The organism is Polynucleobacter sp. MWH-HuK1 (assembly GCF_018881815.1).
GTDB lineage: Bacteria > Pseudomonadota > Gammaproteobacteria > Burkholderiales > Burkholderiaceae > Polynucleobacter.
This window is the reverse complement of the sequence record NZ_JACVPP010000001.1, coordinates 1819095-1835960: the sequence shown is the minus strand read 5'-3', so window position 1 is coordinate 1835960 and position 16866 is coordinate 1819095. Positions and strand designations below refer to the sequence as shown.

At 45.1% G+C, this 16866-nt stretch carries 22 protein-coding genes; 10 read left to right on the top strand and 12 right to left on the bottom strand.

Features of this window, described 5'->3' with window-relative positions; genetic code table 11:
- Positions 1-100: 100 nt before the first annotated feature.
- Genes ICE93_RS09435 through ICE93_RS09425 form a run of 3 tightly spaced genes read left to right on the top strand, consistent with a single transcriptional unit; the run spans position 101 to position 2715 of the window.
- Entirely contained in the window at positions 101-958 is an 858-nt protein-coding gene (locus tag ICE93_RS09435; protein ID WP_216187619.1) for an LOG family protein, read from the top strand.
- Positions 959-981: 23 nt separating this feature from the next.
- A complete protein-coding gene (locus tag ICE93_RS09430; protein ID WP_216187617.1) occupies positions 982-1494 on the top strand; it encodes a hypothetical protein in 513 nt (170 codons plus the stop codon).
- Between the two features lie 3 nt (positions 1495-1497).
- Positions 1498-2715, top strand: coding sequence for an NAD(P)/FAD-dependent oxidoreductase (locus tag ICE93_RS09425; RefSeq protein WP_216187614.1), 1218 nt, complete (start codon positions 1498-1500; stop codon positions 2713-2715).
- Between the two features lie 15 nt (positions 2716-2730).
- Here the strand turns inward: ICE93_RS09425 and ICE93_RS09420 are convergent, their stop codons facing one another.
- On the bottom strand, positions 2731-3120 hold the full coding sequence (locus ICE93_RS09420; protein ID WP_216187612.1) for a group II truncated hemoglobin: 390 nt from the start codon (positions 3118-3120) through the stop codon (positions 2731-2733).
- A gap of 104 nt (positions 3121-3224) precedes the next feature.
- Here ICE93_RS09420 and ICE93_RS09415 point away from each other — a divergent pair, with 104 nt between their 5' ends.
- Entirely contained in the window at positions 3225-3740 is a 516-nt protein-coding gene (locus tag ICE93_RS09415; RefSeq protein ID WP_216187610.1) for a hypothetical protein, read from the top strand.
- 62 nt (positions 3741-3802) lie between these two features.
- Here the strand turns inward: ICE93_RS09415 and ICE93_RS09410 are convergent, their stop codons facing one another.
- The 3 genes from ICE93_RS09410 to ICE93_RS09400 all read right to left on the bottom strand — a co-directional run bounded on the left by ICE93_RS09410 (position 3803) and on the right by ICE93_RS09400 (position 6967).
- Positions 3803-4024, bottom strand: a complete 222-nt coding sequence (locus ICE93_RS09410; RefSeq protein ID WP_216187608.1) for a TIGR02450 family Trp-rich protein — start codon at positions 4022-4024, stop codon at positions 3803-3805.
- 347 nt (positions 4025-4371) lie between these two features.
- Positions 4372-5961 (bottom strand): rhodanese homology domain-containing protein, encoded by a 1590-nt coding sequence (locus tag ICE93_RS09405; RefSeq protein WP_216187606.1) that lies wholly within the window; start codon positions 5959-5961, stop codon positions 4372-4374.
- 31 nt (positions 5962-5992) lie between these two features.
- Entirely contained in the window at positions 5993-6967 is a 975-nt protein-coding gene (locus ICE93_RS09400; protein ID WP_216187604.1) for a tripartite tricarboxylate transporter substrate binding protein, read from the bottom strand.
- A 159-nt stretch (positions 6968-7126) separates the two neighbouring features.
- Between ICE93_RS09400 and ICE93_RS09395 the strand changes: the two genes are divergently transcribed.
- Positions 7127-7315 (top strand): hypothetical protein, encoded by a 189-nt coding sequence (locus ICE93_RS09395; protein WP_028819023.1) that lies wholly within the window; start codon positions 7127-7129, stop codon positions 7313-7315.
- Positions 7316-7402: 87 nt separating this feature from the next.
- On the opposite strand, the gene ICE93_RS09390 is transcribed toward ICE93_RS09395, so the two are convergent.
- Complete coding sequence (locus ICE93_RS09390; protein WP_255554583.1) at positions 7403-7696, bottom strand: DUF1330 domain-containing protein; 294 nt, start codon at positions 7694-7696, stop codon at positions 7403-7405.
- Between the two features lie 57 nt (positions 7697-7753).
- On the opposite strand from ICE93_RS09390, the gene ICE93_RS09385 reads away from it, so the two are divergent.
- Entirely contained in the window at positions 7754-8023 is a 270-nt protein-coding gene (locus ICE93_RS09385) for a cupin (RefSeq protein WP_216187602.1), read from the top strand.
- Between the two features lie 10 nt (positions 8024-8033).
- Complete coding sequence (gene mmsB / locus ICE93_RS09380) at positions 8034-8915, top strand: 3-hydroxyisobutyrate dehydrogenase (protein ID WP_216188367.1); 882 nt, start codon at positions 8034-8036, stop codon at positions 8913-8915.
- A 24-nt stretch (positions 8916-8939) separates the two neighbouring features.
- On the opposite strand, the gene selD is transcribed toward mmsB, so the two are convergent.
- From selD to ICE93_RS09355, 5 genes are all read right to left on the bottom strand, one after another.
- Positions 8940-10007 carry a selenide, water dikinase SelD gene (selD, locus tag ICE93_RS09375; RefSeq protein ID WP_216187600.1) on the bottom strand — a complete coding sequence of 356 codons (1068 nt, stop codon included), beginning with the start codon at positions 10005-10007 and terminating at the stop codon, positions 8940-8942.
- Positions 10008-10033: 26 nt separating this feature from the next.
- The gene (locus ICE93_RS09370; protein ID WP_216187597.1) at positions 10034-11314 is read right to left on the bottom strand and encodes a DEAD/DEAH box helicase; all 1281 of its coding nucleotides are present in this window, start codon (positions 11312-11314) and stop codon (positions 10034-10036) included.
- A 142-nt stretch (positions 11315-11456) separates the two neighbouring features.
- A complete protein-coding gene (locus ICE93_RS09365) occupies positions 11457-12035 on the bottom strand; it encodes a hypothetical protein (protein WP_216187595.1) in 579 nt (192 codons plus the stop codon).
- A 20-nt stretch (positions 12036-12055) separates the two neighbouring features.
- Positions 12056-12490 carry a YbgC/FadM family acyl-CoA thioesterase gene (locus ICE93_RS09360; RefSeq protein WP_216187593.1) on the bottom strand — a complete coding sequence of 145 codons (435 nt, stop codon included), beginning with the start codon at positions 12488-12490 and terminating at the stop codon, positions 12056-12058.
- 6 nt (positions 12491-12496) lie between these two features.
- Positions 12497-12934 carry a GNAT family N-acetyltransferase gene (locus ICE93_RS09355; protein ID WP_216861315.1) on the bottom strand — a complete coding sequence of 146 codons (438 nt, stop codon included), beginning with the start codon at positions 12932-12934 and terminating at the stop codon, positions 12497-12499.
- A 160-nt stretch (positions 12935-13094) separates the two neighbouring features.
- Between ICE93_RS09355 and ICE93_RS09350 the strand changes: the two genes are divergently transcribed.
- Positions 13095-13676 carry a hypothetical protein gene (locus ICE93_RS09350; RefSeq protein ID WP_255554582.1) on the top strand — a complete coding sequence of 194 codons (582 nt, stop codon included), beginning with the start codon at positions 13095-13097 and terminating at the stop codon, positions 13674-13676.
- 89 nt (positions 13677-13765) lie between these two features.
- Here ICE93_RS09350 and ICE93_RS09345 read toward each other — a convergent pair whose 3' ends face one another.
- Positions 13766-13990, bottom strand: a complete 225-nt coding sequence (locus ICE93_RS09345; RefSeq protein WP_215348965.1) for a molybdopterin-binding protein — start codon at positions 13988-13990, stop codon at positions 13766-13768.
- 30 nt (positions 13991-14020) lie between these two features.
- The gene (locus ICE93_RS09340) at positions 14021-14836 is read right to left on the bottom strand and encodes a substrate-binding domain-containing protein (protein WP_216187590.1); all 816 of its coding nucleotides are present in this window, start codon (positions 14834-14836) and stop codon (positions 14021-14023) included.
- A gap of 85 nt (positions 14837-14921) precedes the next feature.
- On the opposite strand from ICE93_RS09340, the gene ICE93_RS09335 reads away from it, so the two are divergent.
- Both ICE93_RS09335 and modA read left to right on the top strand, forming a co-directional pair.
- Positions 14922-15944 carry a substrate-binding domain-containing protein gene (locus ICE93_RS09335; protein ID WP_216187587.1) on the top strand — a complete coding sequence of 341 codons (1023 nt, stop codon included), beginning with the start codon at positions 14922-14924 and terminating at the stop codon, positions 15942-15944.
- A gap of 39 nt (positions 15945-15983) precedes the next feature.
- Complete coding sequence (gene modA, locus ICE93_RS09330) at positions 15984-16739, top strand: molybdate ABC transporter substrate-binding protein (protein ID WP_216187585.1); 756 nt, start codon at positions 15984-15986, stop codon at positions 16737-16739.
- The last annotated feature ends 127 nt before the right edge of the window (positions 16740-16866 follow it).

The window sequence follows — 16866 nt, the reverse complement described above, 5'->3', positions numbered from 1 at the left end:
CAATAATCCCTAGAGGCCCCTTATCCTTGGTTGAACTAGGTATTAACACTTATTTTGGACGCGAGTTAAGATGGTCCAAATTACCCCAAAAGGTTGCCCTATGAGTCCGAAGCTGCCCATCCATAACTCGCAAACGATCACCGAGTTTTTAAATCTGCATCAAAGTCAAATCTCGGAGCAAGATTCTCAGGACTCTTATAAGTTTGCTTTTGATGATGAAGCTTTTTTAGCTCGCAGAGAAACTATGGGCATTCGATTTGAGTTGGAGTTGCTTAAACCAGAGGTGTTACTCAAAGAGCATGGCATTGAGCACACGATCACTGTTTTTGGATCCACGCGTTTTGTGAGTCAGGCAGTAGCGCTAGCTCTCAAAGAAAGTGCCAAGACTTCAGACGAGATGGCTGCTGCTAATAAAGCCTTACTCCACAGTCAATATTACGAGTCTGCTCGTCAGTTTGGCGCTCTAGTAGCCTCTTACAATTCAACGCAGAAAAAAGACTCTGACAAGCTTCATATTTGTACGGGTGGAGGCCCTGGCATTATGGAAGCGGCTAACCGAGGTGCGTTTGAATCTGGTGACAAAACGATTGGTTTTAATATCAGCCTTCCTAGAGAGCAGCATCCAAATCAGTACATCAGCCCTGGTTTAAGTTTTCGTTTTCATTATTTCGCTCTGCGTAAGATGCACTTCATGCTGAGAGCAAGGGCAATCGTGGCCTATCCAGGGGGATTCGGTTCTTTTGATGAGTTGTTTGAGGTCTTAACGCTCATACAGACCAAAAAGGTTGTGCCTATACCAGTGATTTTGGTTGGTCAAAGCTATTGGAATGAGATGTTGAACTTCAAGGGTATGGTGGAATTTGGTGTGATTGATCAAGAAGATATGCAGAGCATACACTTTTCCGAGACCGCAGAGGAGGCTTGGCAGGTGATTCGAGATTGGTATCAGCTAGGCTAAGAGGGCGCCTGTAAAATCCGAATATGAATCCTTCGCAAGCCAACCTCGTTACCTCTCTTGATCTTCCTGGCTATCTTCTAGGCGGGGCTATGCTCTTATTGATCATGGTGTTCCATGGCGTAATACTGCTCCAGATTGCTAAGCGCTATGAGGTAAAAACATTTTTGTATTTGGCTGAGAAAAAATATTCTGCTGTTGCGCTCTGTTTTTATATCAGCGTATTCCTGTTATTTTTAACACACATTGCTGAAATACTCATCTGGGGTATTGCGTTATATGCATTCAAATTACTGCCAGCATTAGGCCAAAGCATTTTATTTAGCGGTAGTACCTATACTGCAATGGGCTTCATGGAAGACATTCTTCCAGATGGTTGGAAAATGTTGGCAGTTATCATCGCTTTTTCTGGAATGTTTTCTTTTGCATGGACAGCATCAGTCATGATCTCGATGACCAAGAACTTCCGTCAGGCCTATACCAAGCTTCATATGAGAAAGCTGAAAATCTCATCTGACATCATCGATCGTTTTGAGTAAGGCATGAGTAAAACTTGGGATGCCATTGTTATTGGTGGTGGTGCAGCGGGCTTATTTTGTGCGGGCGTAGCAGGTCAGTTGGGAAAGAGGGTGCTAGTACTAGATCACGCAGAAGTTTTGGGCGAGAAGATTCGTATTAGCGGGGGCGGTCGTTGCAATTTCACAAACCTGAATAGCAGCCCGGCCAATTTCTTATCCCTCAATCAACATTTTGTTAAAAGTGCACTTGCCAGGTATCCATCCTCGGAATTCATTAAGCTAGTTACCGCTTATAAGATTGCTTATCACGAGAAACATCAAGGCCAGCTGTTTTGCGATGACTCTGCCAAGCAAATTATTGAGATGCTGTTTGCTGAGTGTTCCAAGGGTAAGGTCACTATTCGTCATCCTGTCACGATTCGCTCCATTGCTCAAGACGAAGATCAGTGGGCTGTGCATACGAATGCAGGTATTGAAAAGTCAAAGTCAGTGGTTATGGCTACCGGTGGTTTGCCTGTTCCTGCTATTGGAGCCACTGCCTATTCTTTGGATATTGCAAAGCAGTTTGGGTTAAAAGTAGTTGACCCAAGGCCTGCTCTAGTGCCGCTTTCATTCACTGCAGATAATTTTGGGAATCTGAATGAATTGGCTGGCCTGAGCGTCCCCGTCAGAATAGCTTCAGGATCCAAAGGATATCGTTATGGTGCCTGTAGATTTAATGAAGATCTACTTCTCACTCACAAAGGCTTATCAGGCCCAGCAGTTCTGCAGGCAAGTAGTTATTGGGAGGAGGGCGAGCCGATTCATATTGATTGGTTGGGTGCCATCGAGCGTCCAGGAGGATTTAATTGCGATGAACTCTTTAGTAATGAAGAGAATCGCTTAAAACTGACTGAAACTATTTTGGCCTCTGTTTTACCGCAGCGATTGGCTAAAGCATTTGCAGATCAAAAAGGCTTAACGGGTCGTAAGTGGGCCGAAGTTTCTAAAAAGGATCGTCAAGCTCTCAGAGAGCTCATCACAAACTGGTCAGTCAAACCGGCTGGTACTTTGGGGTGGAAAAAGGCCGAGGTAATGTTGGGTGGCGTAGACACGAAAGAGCTCGATGGTCAAAGCATGATGTCACGCAAACATCAGGGGTTATTCTTTATTGGCGAATGCGTTGATGTCACTGGCCATTTAGGCGGACATAACTTCCAGTGGGCTTGGGCGAGTGGATTTGCTTGCGCACACGCTCTCTAAATTGCTGATCCGGCTCTAGTCGGGTTGATTTCTCATCCAGTCTGCAGTGTTGAAAAACGACTCTTCTAGTTGTTTTGCAATGTTGCCCTTGATACCACATTCTTCCATGGCTTTATACATGCACGCCAACCACTGATTGCGTTCTTTTAAGCCGATCTTAAATGGGAGATGGCGGGCTCTGAGCATGGGATGCCCATACTTCGGGGAGTAGATATCAGGACCGCCCATCCAGCCCGTCAGGAAGAATTTGAGCTTTTCTCGTGAGGTCGAGAGATCTTGAGGATGCATTGCTCGTAAATCATGAAAAATTGGCTCTAAAACCATTAAATCGTAAAAACGATCCACTAATTCATCGATTTTGTCGATTCCACCAATGCTGTCATAAACGGATTTTCTTTCAGTCATCCCCTCATTTTAATGCCTGGAATCAGGGGAATTGGCAGCTCACCTAATTCGGTATAGAGTTAAGTATCAAAGTCTTATTAACCCTTATTCATAGGAGCGACAAAATGGATGCAAAAGATCTACAAAAGTGGCAACAAGAAAAAGCTAAGGAATTGTTTGACTACTCACACAAGTTATTGGATGCTGCTAAACAATTAAGCGAGCATCATATTGCCGAAATGGAGTGGGGCATGAAAAATGCCCTCGATAGCGCTAAGTCGGCCGCAAAAAATGATTTGGCTAAATTAAAAGATTTGCAAGAAGAGGCAACAAAGGAAGCTGCAAAGAGGGCTGCTGTTTATCAAAAGAAAGTGAAATCAGTTCTCAAGGATATTGGTGAGAGTGCCGCTGATGAAACCGAGAAGCATCTTGAGAAAGTTCGCAGCTCATTAGTCAATTGGCTAGAGGATGCTGAAAACAAGCTACCAAGTCATGCCGACAAGTTATCCAAGGTTGTGAATGAAATGTCTACAACCGGACAGAAGATGTTTAAAGAAGGTCGTCGTATTGTGAATCAAGTGGCTGATGCTGCTGAAAAGAATATCGATGACTTGGTTAAAAAATCTGGAGGCAAAAAGTAGCCTGATTAACAATCATCCCTACTAACGCACTGCAAGAGCCGCCTCATTCCCGAGGCGGTTTTTTATTGCCAGCCCTGCAACCATAGCTCGCTATTGGTGAGATCGCGCCATGCGATGAGGGTTGTTTTCTTAGAATAGACAGCTTCAATTTCAACGAATTCAATTTTCTCGCTTGGTGGCTCGGGAAGAATCACCTTGCTGACTAAGAAGTGTTTTTGTTTGGCAATCGGGTTTACGGCCGTCCATTTAGTGAGGAGTAATTTCTTAGGGCTGAGGCGGTTCATGGGTTAATTGAGTGAGGTTACCTTTACAACGCTGCGCATTGCAACTCCCGACCTTTGTTTACCAGTAATCCCGTAGATGGTGTAAATGTAATGCTAGATTGATTTGTCTCGGCTGAACATTTTTGATCAAAGTAGCTTTGATTTCCAAGGCTGCCGCAATAGTCAAAAGCATTCCCTTGTAGTTCCATTTGGGCTTTTCGCAGCACCATAGGAATCTTACTTTCTGTTTGGGAATTGCAACTCCAGCTTGTATAGGTTTCACGCTCGCAAGCGCAAAGTCCTAAAAAAATAAGAACGCAGGCCAGTGGTCGAAAAGGCACAGATGCCTGAGGGATGGCTATCAAGGGTTACAGCACCCAGAAGTGATGAGTACCATCTTTCCCAAGTTGCTCCACTAAACCAAACTCCCAGTCTAAATATGCCTGCATAGCAGCCGGGTCAACGTTGGTGCCTTCATAAGGGCGCTTGTAGCGGTCAAGAGGAGGTGATGCCAAATGGCTTGGACCTTTCTCAATCTCCAATCCTGCCTTTGTCCAGGCTGTATTGCCGCCCTCTAAAACAAGCACTTCTGCATCGGAGAGAGCTTGCAATTCTTGGGCGGCAAAAAGACTTAATTCACTTGGTGAGCTTGTGATGACATAGCGATCTGCCTGGGGGATTTTTTTCATTGCCTCTGCAAGTTCAGAGCGCAGGGCATACCAACTTCCTGGGATATGCCCTTTAACGTAATTAGCATGCGTGCTGAAATCAATTGCAATGGTGTTGCTGTCACTCTTGAGCCAATTAGAAACGGTGGCCGCATCTACAGTTTCTAATTTTGGAAGGTCTGGTAAAGGTGATTGCCATGGTCCTTTTTCAGTGAGATTAGAGGAGTGGACTTCATCAAGCACATAGACATCCCAGGCCATTTGCGCTAACCAAGAGGCTGGCATATTGGCGCGTACTCCTCCGCCGCTAGGGTCTACTAGGACTACACGGGCGCCACGAACTGGGGCAACCATCTCGGTCTCTTGTACAAGCTGTCCGCCTGGTACGGAGCGAAATCCTGGGAGGTGGCCTGCCTCATATTCTTCTGGAGTGCGCGTATCAAAGAAATATGTAGTGCGTTCAGATTGCGCTTTCCAAGCTTGGACATCATCAAGTCTGGCACGTTTGACACCAGCTCTATCGGCAACGTTACGAGCACGAATCGCTGCTTCATTCTTTGTGTCGTCGCTCACCTCATGAAATTTTCTACTCTGGCCTTTATCTAGCTCTTGTCCAGCAAGTGTCCAGCCGATCGTGCCATTGCGCAGGGCATTTACTTTATTGGGGATACCTGCGTTAATAAGCGATTGGGTGCCGATGATGCTGCGGGTTCTGCCGGCGCAGTTCACAATCACCTTGGTTTTAGGATTGGGGGCCAACTCAGGAAGGCGCAGTACAAGCTCAGCACCAGGCACGCTAATCCCAGTTGGAATACTCATAGTGTTGTACTCATCAAAACGACGAACGTCTACAACTACAACATCCTCTTTGCTGTCGATTAACTGCTTCACCTCTTGAGCTGATAATGAGGGTGTGTGCCGCTTTGATTCCACAAACTCACCAAAAGATTTGCTGGGAACATTTACATCCTTAAAGACTTCGCCTCCTGCTGCCTTCCAGCCCTTGACTCCCCCTTCAAATACAGAAACATCGGTAAAGCCTAAATTAGCTAAGCGTTGTGCTGCAAGCTGAGCAAATCCTTCGCCATCATCTAGGGTGACAATAGGCACACTATTCTTTGGCAGCTTGGCGTATGCATCAATCTCAATTCTGGAAAGAGGTAAGTTTGCAGCAAAAAGAGGGTGTTCCTGTGCATGAGGATCTTCTTCGCGCACATCTAGGAATGCAATCTCTTCTTTATTGAGAAGCTTGTTACGAACAAAGGAATAGTTTTTGGTCTGAATGGTCATGCTGTCTCTTGATGAGTATGTATTATTTTTTTTAGTCTAATTTGGCGCCGGACTTTTTAACCACTTCGCTCCAGCGAGTAATTTCTTGATTGATGTAAGCGGCAAGCTCAGGGCGTGTCATCTTAGGAACGGTAGCTCCCATGCTTGCCCAGCGCTCTTTAATATCAGGGGAGGCAAGTGCGACTTGTACTTCAGAACTCATCTTGTCAACGATCTCTTTAGGTGTGCCTTTGATGGCCCACATGGCATACCAACTGGATACGATGAAATTCGATATTCCGAGTTCTTGAGCGGTTGGCACGTTTGGAAACGCATCCACTCGTTTGGAGGTTGCCACTGCGACTGCAATGAGTTGTCCATTCTTGATGAAAGGCGCAGCTCCAGCTAGTGTGTCAAACATCATATCAACCTGACCTGCAACGAGGTCTTGGAGAGCAGGCCCTGTACCGCGGTATGGAATATGCGTAATGAACAGCTTGTTTTGCATCTTAAAGAGCTCACCCGTTAAATGCTGTGAGGTACCGTTACCAGTAGATGCGTAGTTGTATTTTCCTGGATATTTACGAATCTCTTCCATGATGGATTTCAGATCATTCTTCGGAAACTTTGTAGGGTTGACAACAATGACATGGGGAACGCTGCCAATAATCGCGATAGGTTCAAAATCCTTGGTGATGTCATAAGAGAGGTTGGTATACATGCTTGGCGCAATTGAATGATGCACTGCACCAAGAAGCCAGGTATACCCATCTGGCGCCATTTTTGCTGCAGCAGCAGCGCCGACTGTGCCACCAGCACCCCCACGGTTATCCACCACGATGGAGTCGTTTAGTTGGGTCGATAGTTGCTTGGCAAGCGGGCGTCCAAACGCGTCTACGGCCCCTCCTGGAGGGAAAGGGTTAATAAACGTGATTGGCTTGCTGGGATTGGGCCAGGAGGTGGTTTGTGCATTGGCTGAGAGTCCAATGAGGGCGCCAAAAACCAATAGAAAGATATTTCTAATCATTTTGCATGTCTCCGAATTATTTTTATTAATCAGCCTATTTTGGCTGAAGCCACCAATATAAGAGTTATCCCTGATTTAAGGGTTGATTTCCTGTGGTTTTTATAGGGATATACTGAATTAGCTGTCAGTATAAATATTCATTTGTTAATAGGAGATGTGATGTCACAACACGATACATTGTTGGCTGCTTTCGAAACATATAAAGCTGAAAACGAAAAATTTATTGAAAAAGGCATTAAGGCATCTGCTGCGCGCGCACGCAAAGCCTTGCAAGAAATCGCTGGTGCTTGTAAAGAGCGTCGTAAAGAAATCACTGCTGCCAAAGAGGCAATGGAAGCGAAGAAGTAATTCTCACCTCATATTGATAGATCAGCCTAGCTTGCGAGCTAGGCTTTTTATTTTCGGTACCGAAATTTAAAGAGTGGATCGCTTTACTTATATTGCAATGCTAAATAGGGTGAACTTCATTGCTTTGTTGCGAATAGGTACAAGAGCTTGGTACTCGGGACTATTGGCCCATGTTTTAGCATCTTTTGCACTAGGAAATTCTAGCTCTACAAATGCCCTGAATGGCGTGCAATCAAGTTCATTCCAAAACACGTCGACAACAGAGCCCCGATTGTTGATGGAGCCCTCATATAGCTCTACGGTCTGACCTACTTGGGAGCGGTATTGCTCAAAAGCGCCTTCATCCCGTAATTCAATCAAACCAATCACTTTTACCATCATGACCCCCTATGAAAATTGCTTAATGCCAGGTGAGTATATCCACGCTATAGTTAAGGCATGAATTCAGGGCAATTTTTGCATTTGCTTCGACAGGATGGTTTCCCTGAGCCGGTAGAGGTTCAGCAAGCCCCCAATGGGCTGCTTGGCATTCACGAGCATCCCTTTGAAGTGAAGGCTCTAGTTATCGAGGGAGATATCACTATCGAGGTCGATGGCTTCAGTACGATTTACAAGGCTGGGGATATTTTCCACCTGGCATTAAAGCAGCCTCATGCAGAATCATATGGATCTGAGGGTGTGAAATACTTGGCCTCAAGAAAACAATAAAACTAGGAGCATTATGAAAATCGGATTTATTGGGCTTGGCAATATGGGCTTACCCATGGCCCTGAACTTACTAAAAGCAGGTCATCAGGTATCAGGCTTTGATTTGGTAAAGAGTCAGCTAGATGCATTTGCGAATGCGGGAGGTATTGTTACAGCTAATGCCAACGACACGGCTAAAGATGCGGATGTGTTGATTAGTATGCTTCCTGCTTCACATCATGTCGAAGGTTTGTATCTTGGTGACACAGGCTTATTGGCAAACGCCAATCCTAAAACCTTGCTGATTGATTGCTCAACTATTTCACCTAAGGTAGCGCAAGCAGTTGCTGCTGCAGCCAAGGCAAAAGGTTTTGTCATGATTGATGCGCCCGTCTCTGGTGGAACTGCTGGTGCGCAGGCTGGCACCCTAACGTTTATGGTTGGTGGTGCTGTTGGGGCGGTGGAGTGCGCCCGCCCGATATTGGAGAGGATGGGTAAAAATATTTTTCATGCTGGTGCTAATGGAGCAGGGCAGACCGTTAAGGTTTGTAACAATATGCTGTTGGGTATTCAGATGCTCGGCACGAGTGAGGCGTTGCGTTTGGGTATTGCAAATGGCCTTGATCCCAAGGTGCTTTCTGACATCATGACGAAGAGTTCGGGGCGCAATTGGACGCTAGAGCTTTATAACCCTTGTCCAGGCGTTATGGAAAATGTGCCATCCTCAAAGGAATACGCTGGTGGATTCGGAGTTGACCTTATGCTCAAAGATTTGGGTTTGGCAGTTGAAAATGCTGAGAAGCTTGATGCCAGCGTTCCGCTTGGAAAGCTGGCGCAGCAGCTTTATGAAACTCATAGCAAAGCAGGTAACGGTCAGCTTGATTTCTCAAGCGTATTTAATCTCAAGAAATAAAAAATCTTAGCAGCTTAAAAATTGCTAAGAAACAACTAACGGCTTGTCTTGGCGCTTGCTCATTTGACCAATGACGCGGGCGCCCAAGAAATGATGTTGATTAAAAATATCCAATACCTCTTTGACACTATCAGGACTGCAAGACACAAGCAGACCGCCGCTCGTTTGTGGATCCGTTAATAAAGCACGTTGAGCAGGAGTGAAGTCTGCTGGGATGCCAACTTCATTGCCATAGCTAAGCCAGTTTCTATCGGAGGCGCCAGTAATCACGCCATCATCAGCCAGTGTCTGTACGTTAGAGAGCAGGGGTACTTGGCTCCAGTCAATATGTGCTGTGCAATTAGACCCGCGTGCCAATTCTAGAGTGTGACCAGCTAATCCAAATCCAGTGACATCAGTTAAGGCATGCACGCCAGATAGTTTGGCCAGATAAGGGCCGGCAGCATTAAGTTTGGTTGTATTGGAGATCATCTCTCGATATCCGTCTGGACCTAATAGATCTTTTTTCAAGGCGGCAGATAAGATTCCTACGCCCAGAGGTTTTCCTAGGATGAGTACATCGCCTGGTTTTGCGCTGGCGTTACTCTTTACGCGCTTAGGGTCAACTATACCAATTGCTACCAACCCATAAATAGGTTCAACAGAGTCAATCGTATGTCCGCCAGCAATAGGAATGCCAGCGCTGCGACAAGCTTCAGCGCCACCTTCTAAGATGCGAGCAATGGTTTTATTTGATAAGACCTTAATAGGCATACCAACTAAAGCAAGCGCAAACAAAGGAGTGCCACCCATCGCATAGATATCGCTAATCGCATTGGTAGCAGCAATTTTTCCGAAATCAAATGGATCATCTACGATCGGCATGAAAAAATCGGTAGTCGCAACGATTGCCTGGGAATCATTGATTTGATAAACCGCAGCATCGTCTGATGTTTCAATTCCAATAAGCAACTCTTTTGGAAAAGGTAGCTGCGGAACGTTCTTCAGAATTTCAGAAAGAACTCCAGGGGCAATCTTGCAGCCGCAGCCCCCACCATGTGAGAGGGAGGTAAGGCGTGGTTCGTTCGGAGAGGTGTCTGCGTTTTGGCTCATGCTAAATATTCTAAACGTAGGTGCAATTAACGATTAGAGCTTCTTTTAGAGGGCCTACTGCGCTTGGCCGGAGTCTTTTTGGTCGGGGCGCCACCAGCACTAGCAGGTCTTGGCTTTCTGGATTGTTGGTGTTGTTGACTACGCAGCTGAATGGGTTGCGCCACTGCATTCGGATCTGGCTCAAAACCTGCAATTACTTCCTGCGGTAACTTCTGCTTAATCAATTTTTCAATATCTCTCAGCATTTGATGTTCATCAACGCATACTAAAGACACAGCTACGCCATTTGATCCCGCACGTCCTGTACGTCCAATGCGGTGTACGTAATCTTCAGAGACGTTCGGTAGATCGTAGTTAACAACATGAGGTAGCTGGTCGATATCAATTCCGCGTGCTGCAATATCGGTAGCAACTAGGGCGGTTAACTTACCTGCCTTGAAGTCGGCTAATGCTTTAGTACGGGCCGATTGGCTCTTATTGCCATGAATAGCCATGCTAGTGATGTCATCTTTTTCTAGCTGCGTCACTAATTTATTGGCGCCATGCTTAGTACGAGTAAATACCAGCACTTGCTGCCAGTCGTTACTCTTAATAAGATGGGCTAATAATGGATGCTTCTTGGTTCTATCTACTGGATGTATGAGTTGGGCGATTGCCTCATTGGCGCTGTTACTGCGAGCTACCTCAATCAACTCCGGTGTATTTAGCAATCCATCAGCCAGCGTTTTGATTTCGGAGGAGAAAGTGGCTGAGAAGAGAAGGTTCTGGCGCTGCTGTGGTAGTGCGGCTAAGATTTTCTTAATGTCGCGCAAGAAGCCCATGTCGAGCATACGATCCGCTTCATCGAGAACTAAAATTTCAATGTTCTTGAGTGAAACACAATTTTGCGACATTAAATCTAACAGGCGCCCTGGTGTGGCCACCAAAATATCAAGACCACCAGCAATCGCTTTAATTTGAGGATTGGCACCAACTCCGCCAAAAATTACTGTGGACTTTAAGCCAGTGTATTTGCCATAGGTCACAACAGACTCTTGGACTTGAGCGGCTAATTCGCGAGTAGGCGTCAGAATCAAGACGCGTAACAAGCGCTTACCTGAACTTGCCTTGCTTGAAGTTAAACGCTGCAGAATTGGAAGGGTAAAGCCAGCAGTTTTGCCTGTGCCAGTTTGTGCTGCAGCTAATAGATCACCGCCTTTTAAAACAGCAGGAATCGATTTAGCTTGAATCGGTGTGGGGCTGGTATAGCCTTCTTCAGCAATAGCGCGAAGAATGGGCTCTGATAAACCAAGATCTGCGAATAACATAAGGACCAATAAAGTATTGACCCGTATTCAACGTATTTAAAAAACGACTATCCCGGTCAATGGGGTGAGCTGCCACGCTAATACGTTTGCAGTAAGAGGCTCTATTTTAAGTCATCGACCGCAAAGCTCGAGAATTGCCTAATTAAGCAGGATTCCAGAGGTTTGGTACGACGGAATTAGCATAGCCAGAGACAAAAGATTTTTCTGCGCCGGTGGCGGGATCAAATACGGAGCGATGAATGCGTCCAATATTGCCACCATAGACATGAATGCTGATTGAAGTCTGATCGCTCACGTTGTTTTCTACTACATGAATATCGTGGGTTGTAGGTGATACGGTATCTACATGTCCTGGTCGGCTAATGCAGGATTCACCAGGTTTAAATTCGCCATTTGCCTGTCGATAGTAAGGCGTTCCTTTTTCTTGGCCGCGTAATTGACCAACCATTCCCCAGACGGTGTGATTGTGAATGGGTGTTTTTTGTCCCGGACCCCATACAAAGCTGACAACTGAGAAGCGATCTAGAGGGTCCGCATATAAAAGATATTGTTGGTAATACTGGGGATCGGGCTTAGTAAATTCTTCGGGAAGCCAATCATCAACGGTAATCAGATTCTCTAGTAATTTTTTTCCTTTAGTAAAAATCACGGCCTCACTCGGCTTTTGCTCAAGCAGCAGGCTAAGTTCCTTTACGAAGGTTAGGAGTTTCCCATCAGACATACATTGCTCCAGTGCATACATTACTCATTTTGGAATACACAATCAGGCCATGCCTTGGGTTTGAGAGTATTGGTGTCAACGCAGACGATATGCAGTACAGCGCTTGCAATCACCTGGAACTCTTCGCTATTAGGAAGTTTTCTTTGAGCCGTCTGCTTAACGGTCACTTGAGTGCGGCCACGGTGTTCAATGACTTGGTCTATGTAAAGCAAATCATCCAGACGTCCTGGCTTATAGAAGTTCATGGTGAGTTCACGCAAGGGCATGACCATGGTGAATTCATTTGCAAGCTGAGTGGGGCTTAGTCCTTTTTGGGCGAGCCATTCTGCGCGACTGCGCTCAAATATTTCCAAATAGCGACCGTGATAAACAAAACCAGCGGCATCAGTATCGGAATAGCAAACTCGATGAACGTAAGTGAAAGTTGAAAGGCTTGAGGTGGTGTTAGTGGTCATTACTTATTAATCTGAATTTGCTAATGAGAGCATCATATTACGATGTGGAATGCCAGCCTCATCATAGATATCCCCTTGAGCTTGAAAGCCCAGTTTTTCATAGAAAGGGATTGCACTAACTTGGGAATGCAGAATGATTCCTCGGATTCCCCGGGAGGCCGCTAGATCCACTAGCTTTCGCAGGATTTGCTTCCCTACGCCTTTCCCTCTAAATTTGGGTAAGACCGCCATACGTCCAATTTGAGCCTGCTTAGCGCTTAAATTCACTAGTCTTCCTGTGCCAATGCACCGAGCATCTTGATAGGCCAATACATGAGCTGCTGACGAATCAAAACCATCCAATTCAAGTTCGGCTGGAACGCCTTGCTCCACGATAAAAACTTCCTGGCGTACCAAAAAGGCGTCAACTTCAGCCTCTTTCCACGATTTCAGCAGTATTTCCAAGATCTTTTGCGCCTTTGTTTTGATTTCTCGCTCAATTTACCAAAGAAGTGTGGGTGGCAGATAGTTCGCTTTCGCACAAAAAACAGTTCATTCCATGGTTAAAATGAATTGTGGCTCTGAATTGAGCCCCTCTGAAACCTTTTACTCACTAGGAGTTATCTTGAAGAAATCTTTATTGGCTGGTTTATTTGCGGCAGCAGGCGTTACCCTTGCAAGCTCTGTGTTTGCACAACTTCCTGCAAAAATGATGCCTTTGGCAGCTGACGTTGTGGTTTTAAGTGCTACTGTTGATTCAGTGGATGCTAAGAAGCGCATCGTTGTATTGAAAGATGCTAATGGTAATTTGGCGCAGATGAATGTTGCTAAATCTGTTAATGATTTAGAAAAAGTTAAAAAAGGCGATGTGTTCTTGGTTGAGCATGCTCAAGCGGTTGCTGTTGGCTTGACTGCTGTAGGTAAAGATCAAAAACCTGGCGTATCTGGTGTGCGCTCAGTAGTAGTGGCCGGTAAAGGTTCTGCTAAGCCATTTGAGGAAACTACAGACACTGTCTACGCAACTGTAAAGATTTCAACCATTGATCAAAAGACACGTATCGTGACTTTCACAATGCCTAGCGGCGAGAAACAAAAGGTAAAAGTGGATCAAGCCGTTCTTGGTCTTGAGAAATTTAAAGCTGGTGATGACGTGATGGTTGAGTTTGTTGACGACACCGCTATCGGCTTTGTAACTCCAAAGAAATAAAGACTCACAGTATTAAATGAGCTGGGTGGTGCACCAGCAAGAAAAAGCCCGCTAACGCGGGCTTTTTTATTGCCTTTTAAGATATTGATTTACGCACTTTTGGCGATCATGACATCAGAGGCTTTGATAACAGCCCAAGCTTGATCACCAACCTTAAGGTTGAGCTCGTCCACTGCTTCATTAGTAATGGAGGCAGTCACAATGTGGCCACCACCAATATCTAACTTCACATGAGAGGTGGTTTGACCCATTTTGAGCTCAACTACTTTCCCGTTTAGAGTATTGCGAGCGCTAAGTTTGACTTTCAGTTCCATGATTTCTCCTAATTAATTTTGGGTGCGAATTTATTTTCCAGCATTAGGGAAGAACAATTGCTCTCCATCAATCTTGTAGCTAGCAATCACGTCTTGACCATTCTTGGAGATAAGCCAATCAATAAACTCCTGTCCTTGTGCTTTTTTCACATGAGGAAACTTAGCTGGGTTTACTAGCATCACGCCGTATTGGTTAAATAACTTTGGATCTCCTTGAACCAAAATCGTGAGATCGCCGCGATTTTTAAAGCTGAGCCAAGTGCCACGGTCAGCCAAGATGTAGCCATTCATTGCTGATGCAGTGTTCAGGGCGGGCCCCATGCCTGAGCCAGTTTCTTTATACCAAGATGGGCCAGGAGAGACTGAAACGCCAGCACCTTTCCAGTAGCGCAATTCAGCTGCATGAGTGCCGCTCTTGTCTGCGCGAGACACAAATGGTGCTTGTGCGGCAGCAATTTTTTGAAGTGCTACTTGAATATCTTTGCCGCCAGCAATTTTTGCAGGATCTGATTTAGGTCCGATAAGGACAAAGTCGTTGTACATCACTTCGTATCGTTTTGTTGAGAAACCTTCTTCAATAAATTTTTCTTCAGCAGGTTTATCGTGAACAAATACAACATCAGCATCGCCACGTCTACCAATGTCTAGCGCCTGACCAGTTCCTACAGCTACTACTTTGACTTCGATGCCAGTTTTCATCTTAAAGATGGGCAGCATGTAATTGAAAAGGCCTGATTGCTCAGTAGAAGTGGTAGATGAAACCACAATACTTTTCTCCTGCGCACAAACCTGTGCCGCAGGAATGGATAGGGCTACGAGGGTAGTAAGGAATAGTTTCCGGAACATTTTTTTCATATTTGCACTCGAAAGGGTTGATTAAAGGGATATCATCGCATACATTAATACTTAATGAATATGAAAAAAATTACATATGCAAATTGAAGTCCGCCCCACGCTAATTGTTAATACCAAGGTTGATGGAAGGGCTTCTGTCGATCTGATTTGGCTCTCTCAGCTGCTCAAAGACATTGGTCAAGGCAGCTCTCTGGTAGTTGCTAGTAAAAAATCAGGCACTTCCTATAGGGGTGCGTGGGGTAAGTTGAATCAAGTAGAGGCTGAATTAGGTATGCCGCTCATTATTCGGACCAAAGGCCATGGCTCCGAGTTGACCGAATTCGGAACTTTTTTAATTCAGTTTATTGAGGATATGCAGGCCGAGCACTTAAAGCACGATGCCCACTATCACGATAGATTGTTAAAAGAAATTAAGAAAATACAAAAGTCAGAAAGCGTACGCTGGAAATTTTTCTCCAGTAGCGATTCCGTTATTCAAAAAGCAGCAGGAGAAATTCAGGGGCTTGAACTCAAAATTGCAGGTTCAGGCGAATCGCTAGAAAGACTTCTCAGTAACGAAGCGCATATTGCTGGCTATCACGTCTCTGATCAAGATAACTCAAAAGCGATTTATCAGCGCTTATCAAAAAGTAATATTGAAATCTACCCCGTTATGAAGCGTACCCAGGGGTTGATTGTGAAAAAAGGAAATCCACTCCGCATTCGTGCGGTTGAAGATTTGATCGGCAAAAGAGTGCGCTTTATCAATCGCCAAATCGGCTCAGGGACTCGTTTGTTATTGGACAACTTATTAATGGAGGAGGGAATTGATCCCTCAGACATTAATGGTTATCTCCATGAGGAATTTACCCATTCAGCCGTAGCTAATGCGATTCTTGCGGGCAAAGCTGATGTCGGCTTGGGGGTAAAAAATATTGCCATAGAAAATGGCCTTGGATTTGTGCCTATCAAGGATGAAATTTTCTTTGTGGCTATGCATAAGGATATGACTGCTCATTCAGCATCTTCTAAGTTGATACGTAAGATTCGAAGTGCCTCTGGTGAAACGCCTGGGTATAAAGCGGTCAGTCTCAATAGACAAATTCAGGATTGGCTGTAGTTCTCTAAAGACCACTCCATCAGCTAGAATGGATTTGACATGATCAAGCGAACCTTTTTCTTACTCGCAGTATTTTTTTTCTTTACCGGTAGCGTATTTGCACAGGTTAGTACTATTGCTGTCGCGGCCAATATGAAAGATGCCTTTACGGAGATTGCCGCTGAATTTAGATCTACCCGAAAGCCTGAGATGAGAGTGGTTTATGGCTCATCTGGTAATTTCGCTGCGCAAATTATGAATGGCGCTCCTTTCAGCTTATTTATTGCGGCGGATGAGCAGTTTCCGCTTGAGCTCTTTAAAAATGGCAAGACCGTAGATGATGGTTCGGTGTATGCCATTGGTAAGTTAGTCATCATCACTAAAACATCATCTGGCATTCATTTGCTAGATGGTAGGGCAGACATTGCTAAGGCAATTAGTAAGGCCAATAAGGTAGCAATTGCTAAGCCAGAACTTGCGCCTTACGGTAGGGCAGCCGTTCAATATTTAAGGGCGGAAGGTCTATGGGACCTTGCAAAAGACAAGCTTGTTTATGCTGACAATGTTGGGGCTGCGACTACCTATGTAGCTAGTGGCGCCGCCGATCTTGGCTTTACTGCATTTTCATTGGCGCTGTTGCCTGAACTTTTAAAGCAAACGAGTTATGTGGCGGTCGATACAAAAATGTATGAGCCTATTAAGCAGCGTATGGTGCTAATAAAAGGTGCGCCACAAGAAGGGCAAGATCTGTACCGTTTTATGCAGGGACCTAAAGCAAAAGCTATCCTGCAAAAATATGGTTACAGCACGCCTTAGTCACTAAAGAGCGTATTAATCCCCTTCCATTTGCTTTGGATCAAGCCTTAGATGCTTGAAACGGGGCATTATTGCCAGATGGTTAGTCCGTTAAACGAATGATATTCATTCTCATTTGTAGCTATAA

Excerpts from the sequence above, each read along its gene's own strand:
- ICE93_RS09435 (WP_216187619.1), top strand. The coding sequence starts at position 101 with ATGAGTCCGAAGCTGCCCATCCATAACTCGCAAACGATCACCGAGTTT.
- ICE93_RS09340 (WP_216187590.1), bottom strand. The coding sequence starts at position 14,836 with ATGTTCCGGAAACTATTCCTTACTACCCTCGTAGCCCTATCCATTCCT.
- ICE93_RS09420 (WP_216187612.1), bottom strand. The coding sequence starts at position 3,120 with ATGACTGAAAGAAAATCCGTTTATGACAGCATTGGTGGAATCGACAAA.
- ICE93_RS09370 (WP_216187597.1), bottom strand. The coding sequence starts at position 11,314 with ATGTTATTCGCAGATCTTGGTTTATCAGAGCCCATTCTTCGCGCTATT.
- ICE93_RS09425 (WP_216187614.1), top strand. The coding sequence starts at position 1,498 with ATGAGTAAAACTTGGGATGCCATTGTTATTGGTGGTGGTGCAGCGGGC.
- ICE93_RS09395 (WP_028819023.1), top strand. The coding sequence starts at position 7,127 with ATGTCACAACACGATACATTGTTGGCTGCTTTCGAAACATATAAAGCT.
- modA (WP_216187585.1), top strand. The coding sequence starts at position 15,984 with ATGATCAAGCGAACCTTTTTCTTACTCGCAGTATTTTTTTTCTTTACC.
- ICE93_RS09415 (WP_216187610.1), top strand. The coding sequence starts at position 3,225 with ATGGATGCAAAAGATCTACAAAAGTGGCAACAAGAAAAAGCTAAGGAA.
- ICE93_RS09345 (WP_215348965.1), bottom strand. The coding sequence starts at position 13,990 with ATGGAACTGAAAGTCAAACTTAGCGCTCGCAATACTCTAAACGGGAAA.
- ICE93_RS09335 (WP_216187587.1), top strand. The coding sequence starts at position 14,922 with ATGCAAATTGAAGTCCGCCCCACGCTAATTGTTAATACCAAGGTTGAT.
- ICE93_RS09385 (WP_216187602.1), top strand. The coding sequence starts at position 7,754 with ATGAATTCAGGGCAATTTTTGCATTTGCTTCGACAGGATGGTTTCCCT.
- ICE93_RS09365 (WP_216187595.1), bottom strand. The coding sequence starts at position 12,035 with ATGTCTGATGGGAAACTCCTAACCTTCGTAAAGGAACTTAGCCTGCTG.
- ICE93_RS09405 (WP_216187606.1), bottom strand. The coding sequence starts at position 5,961 with ATGACCATTCAGACCAAAAACTATTCCTTTGTTCGTAACAAGCTTCTC.
- ICE93_RS09360 (WP_216187593.1), bottom strand. The coding sequence starts at position 12,490 with ATGACCACTAACACCACCTCAAGCCTTTCAACTTTCACTTACGTTCAT.
- ICE93_RS09390 (WP_255554583.1), bottom strand. The coding sequence starts at position 7,696 with ATGATGGTAAAAGTGATTGGTTTGATTGAATTACGGGATGAAGGCGCT.
- ICE93_RS09410 (WP_216187608.1), bottom strand. The coding sequence starts at position 4,024 with ATGAACCGCCTCAGCCCTAAGAAATTACTCCTCACTAAATGGACGGCC.
- selD (WP_216187600.1), bottom strand. The coding sequence starts at position 10,007 with ATGAGCCAAAACGCAGACACCTCTCCGAACGAACCACGCCTTACCTCC.
- ICE93_RS09430 (WP_216187617.1), top strand. The coding sequence starts at position 982 with ATGAATCCTTCGCAAGCCAACCTCGTTACCTCTCTTGATCTTCCTGGC.
- ICE93_RS09400 (WP_216187604.1), bottom strand. The coding sequence starts at position 6,967 with ATGATTAGAAATATCTTTCTATTGGTTTTTGGCGCCCTCATTGGACTC.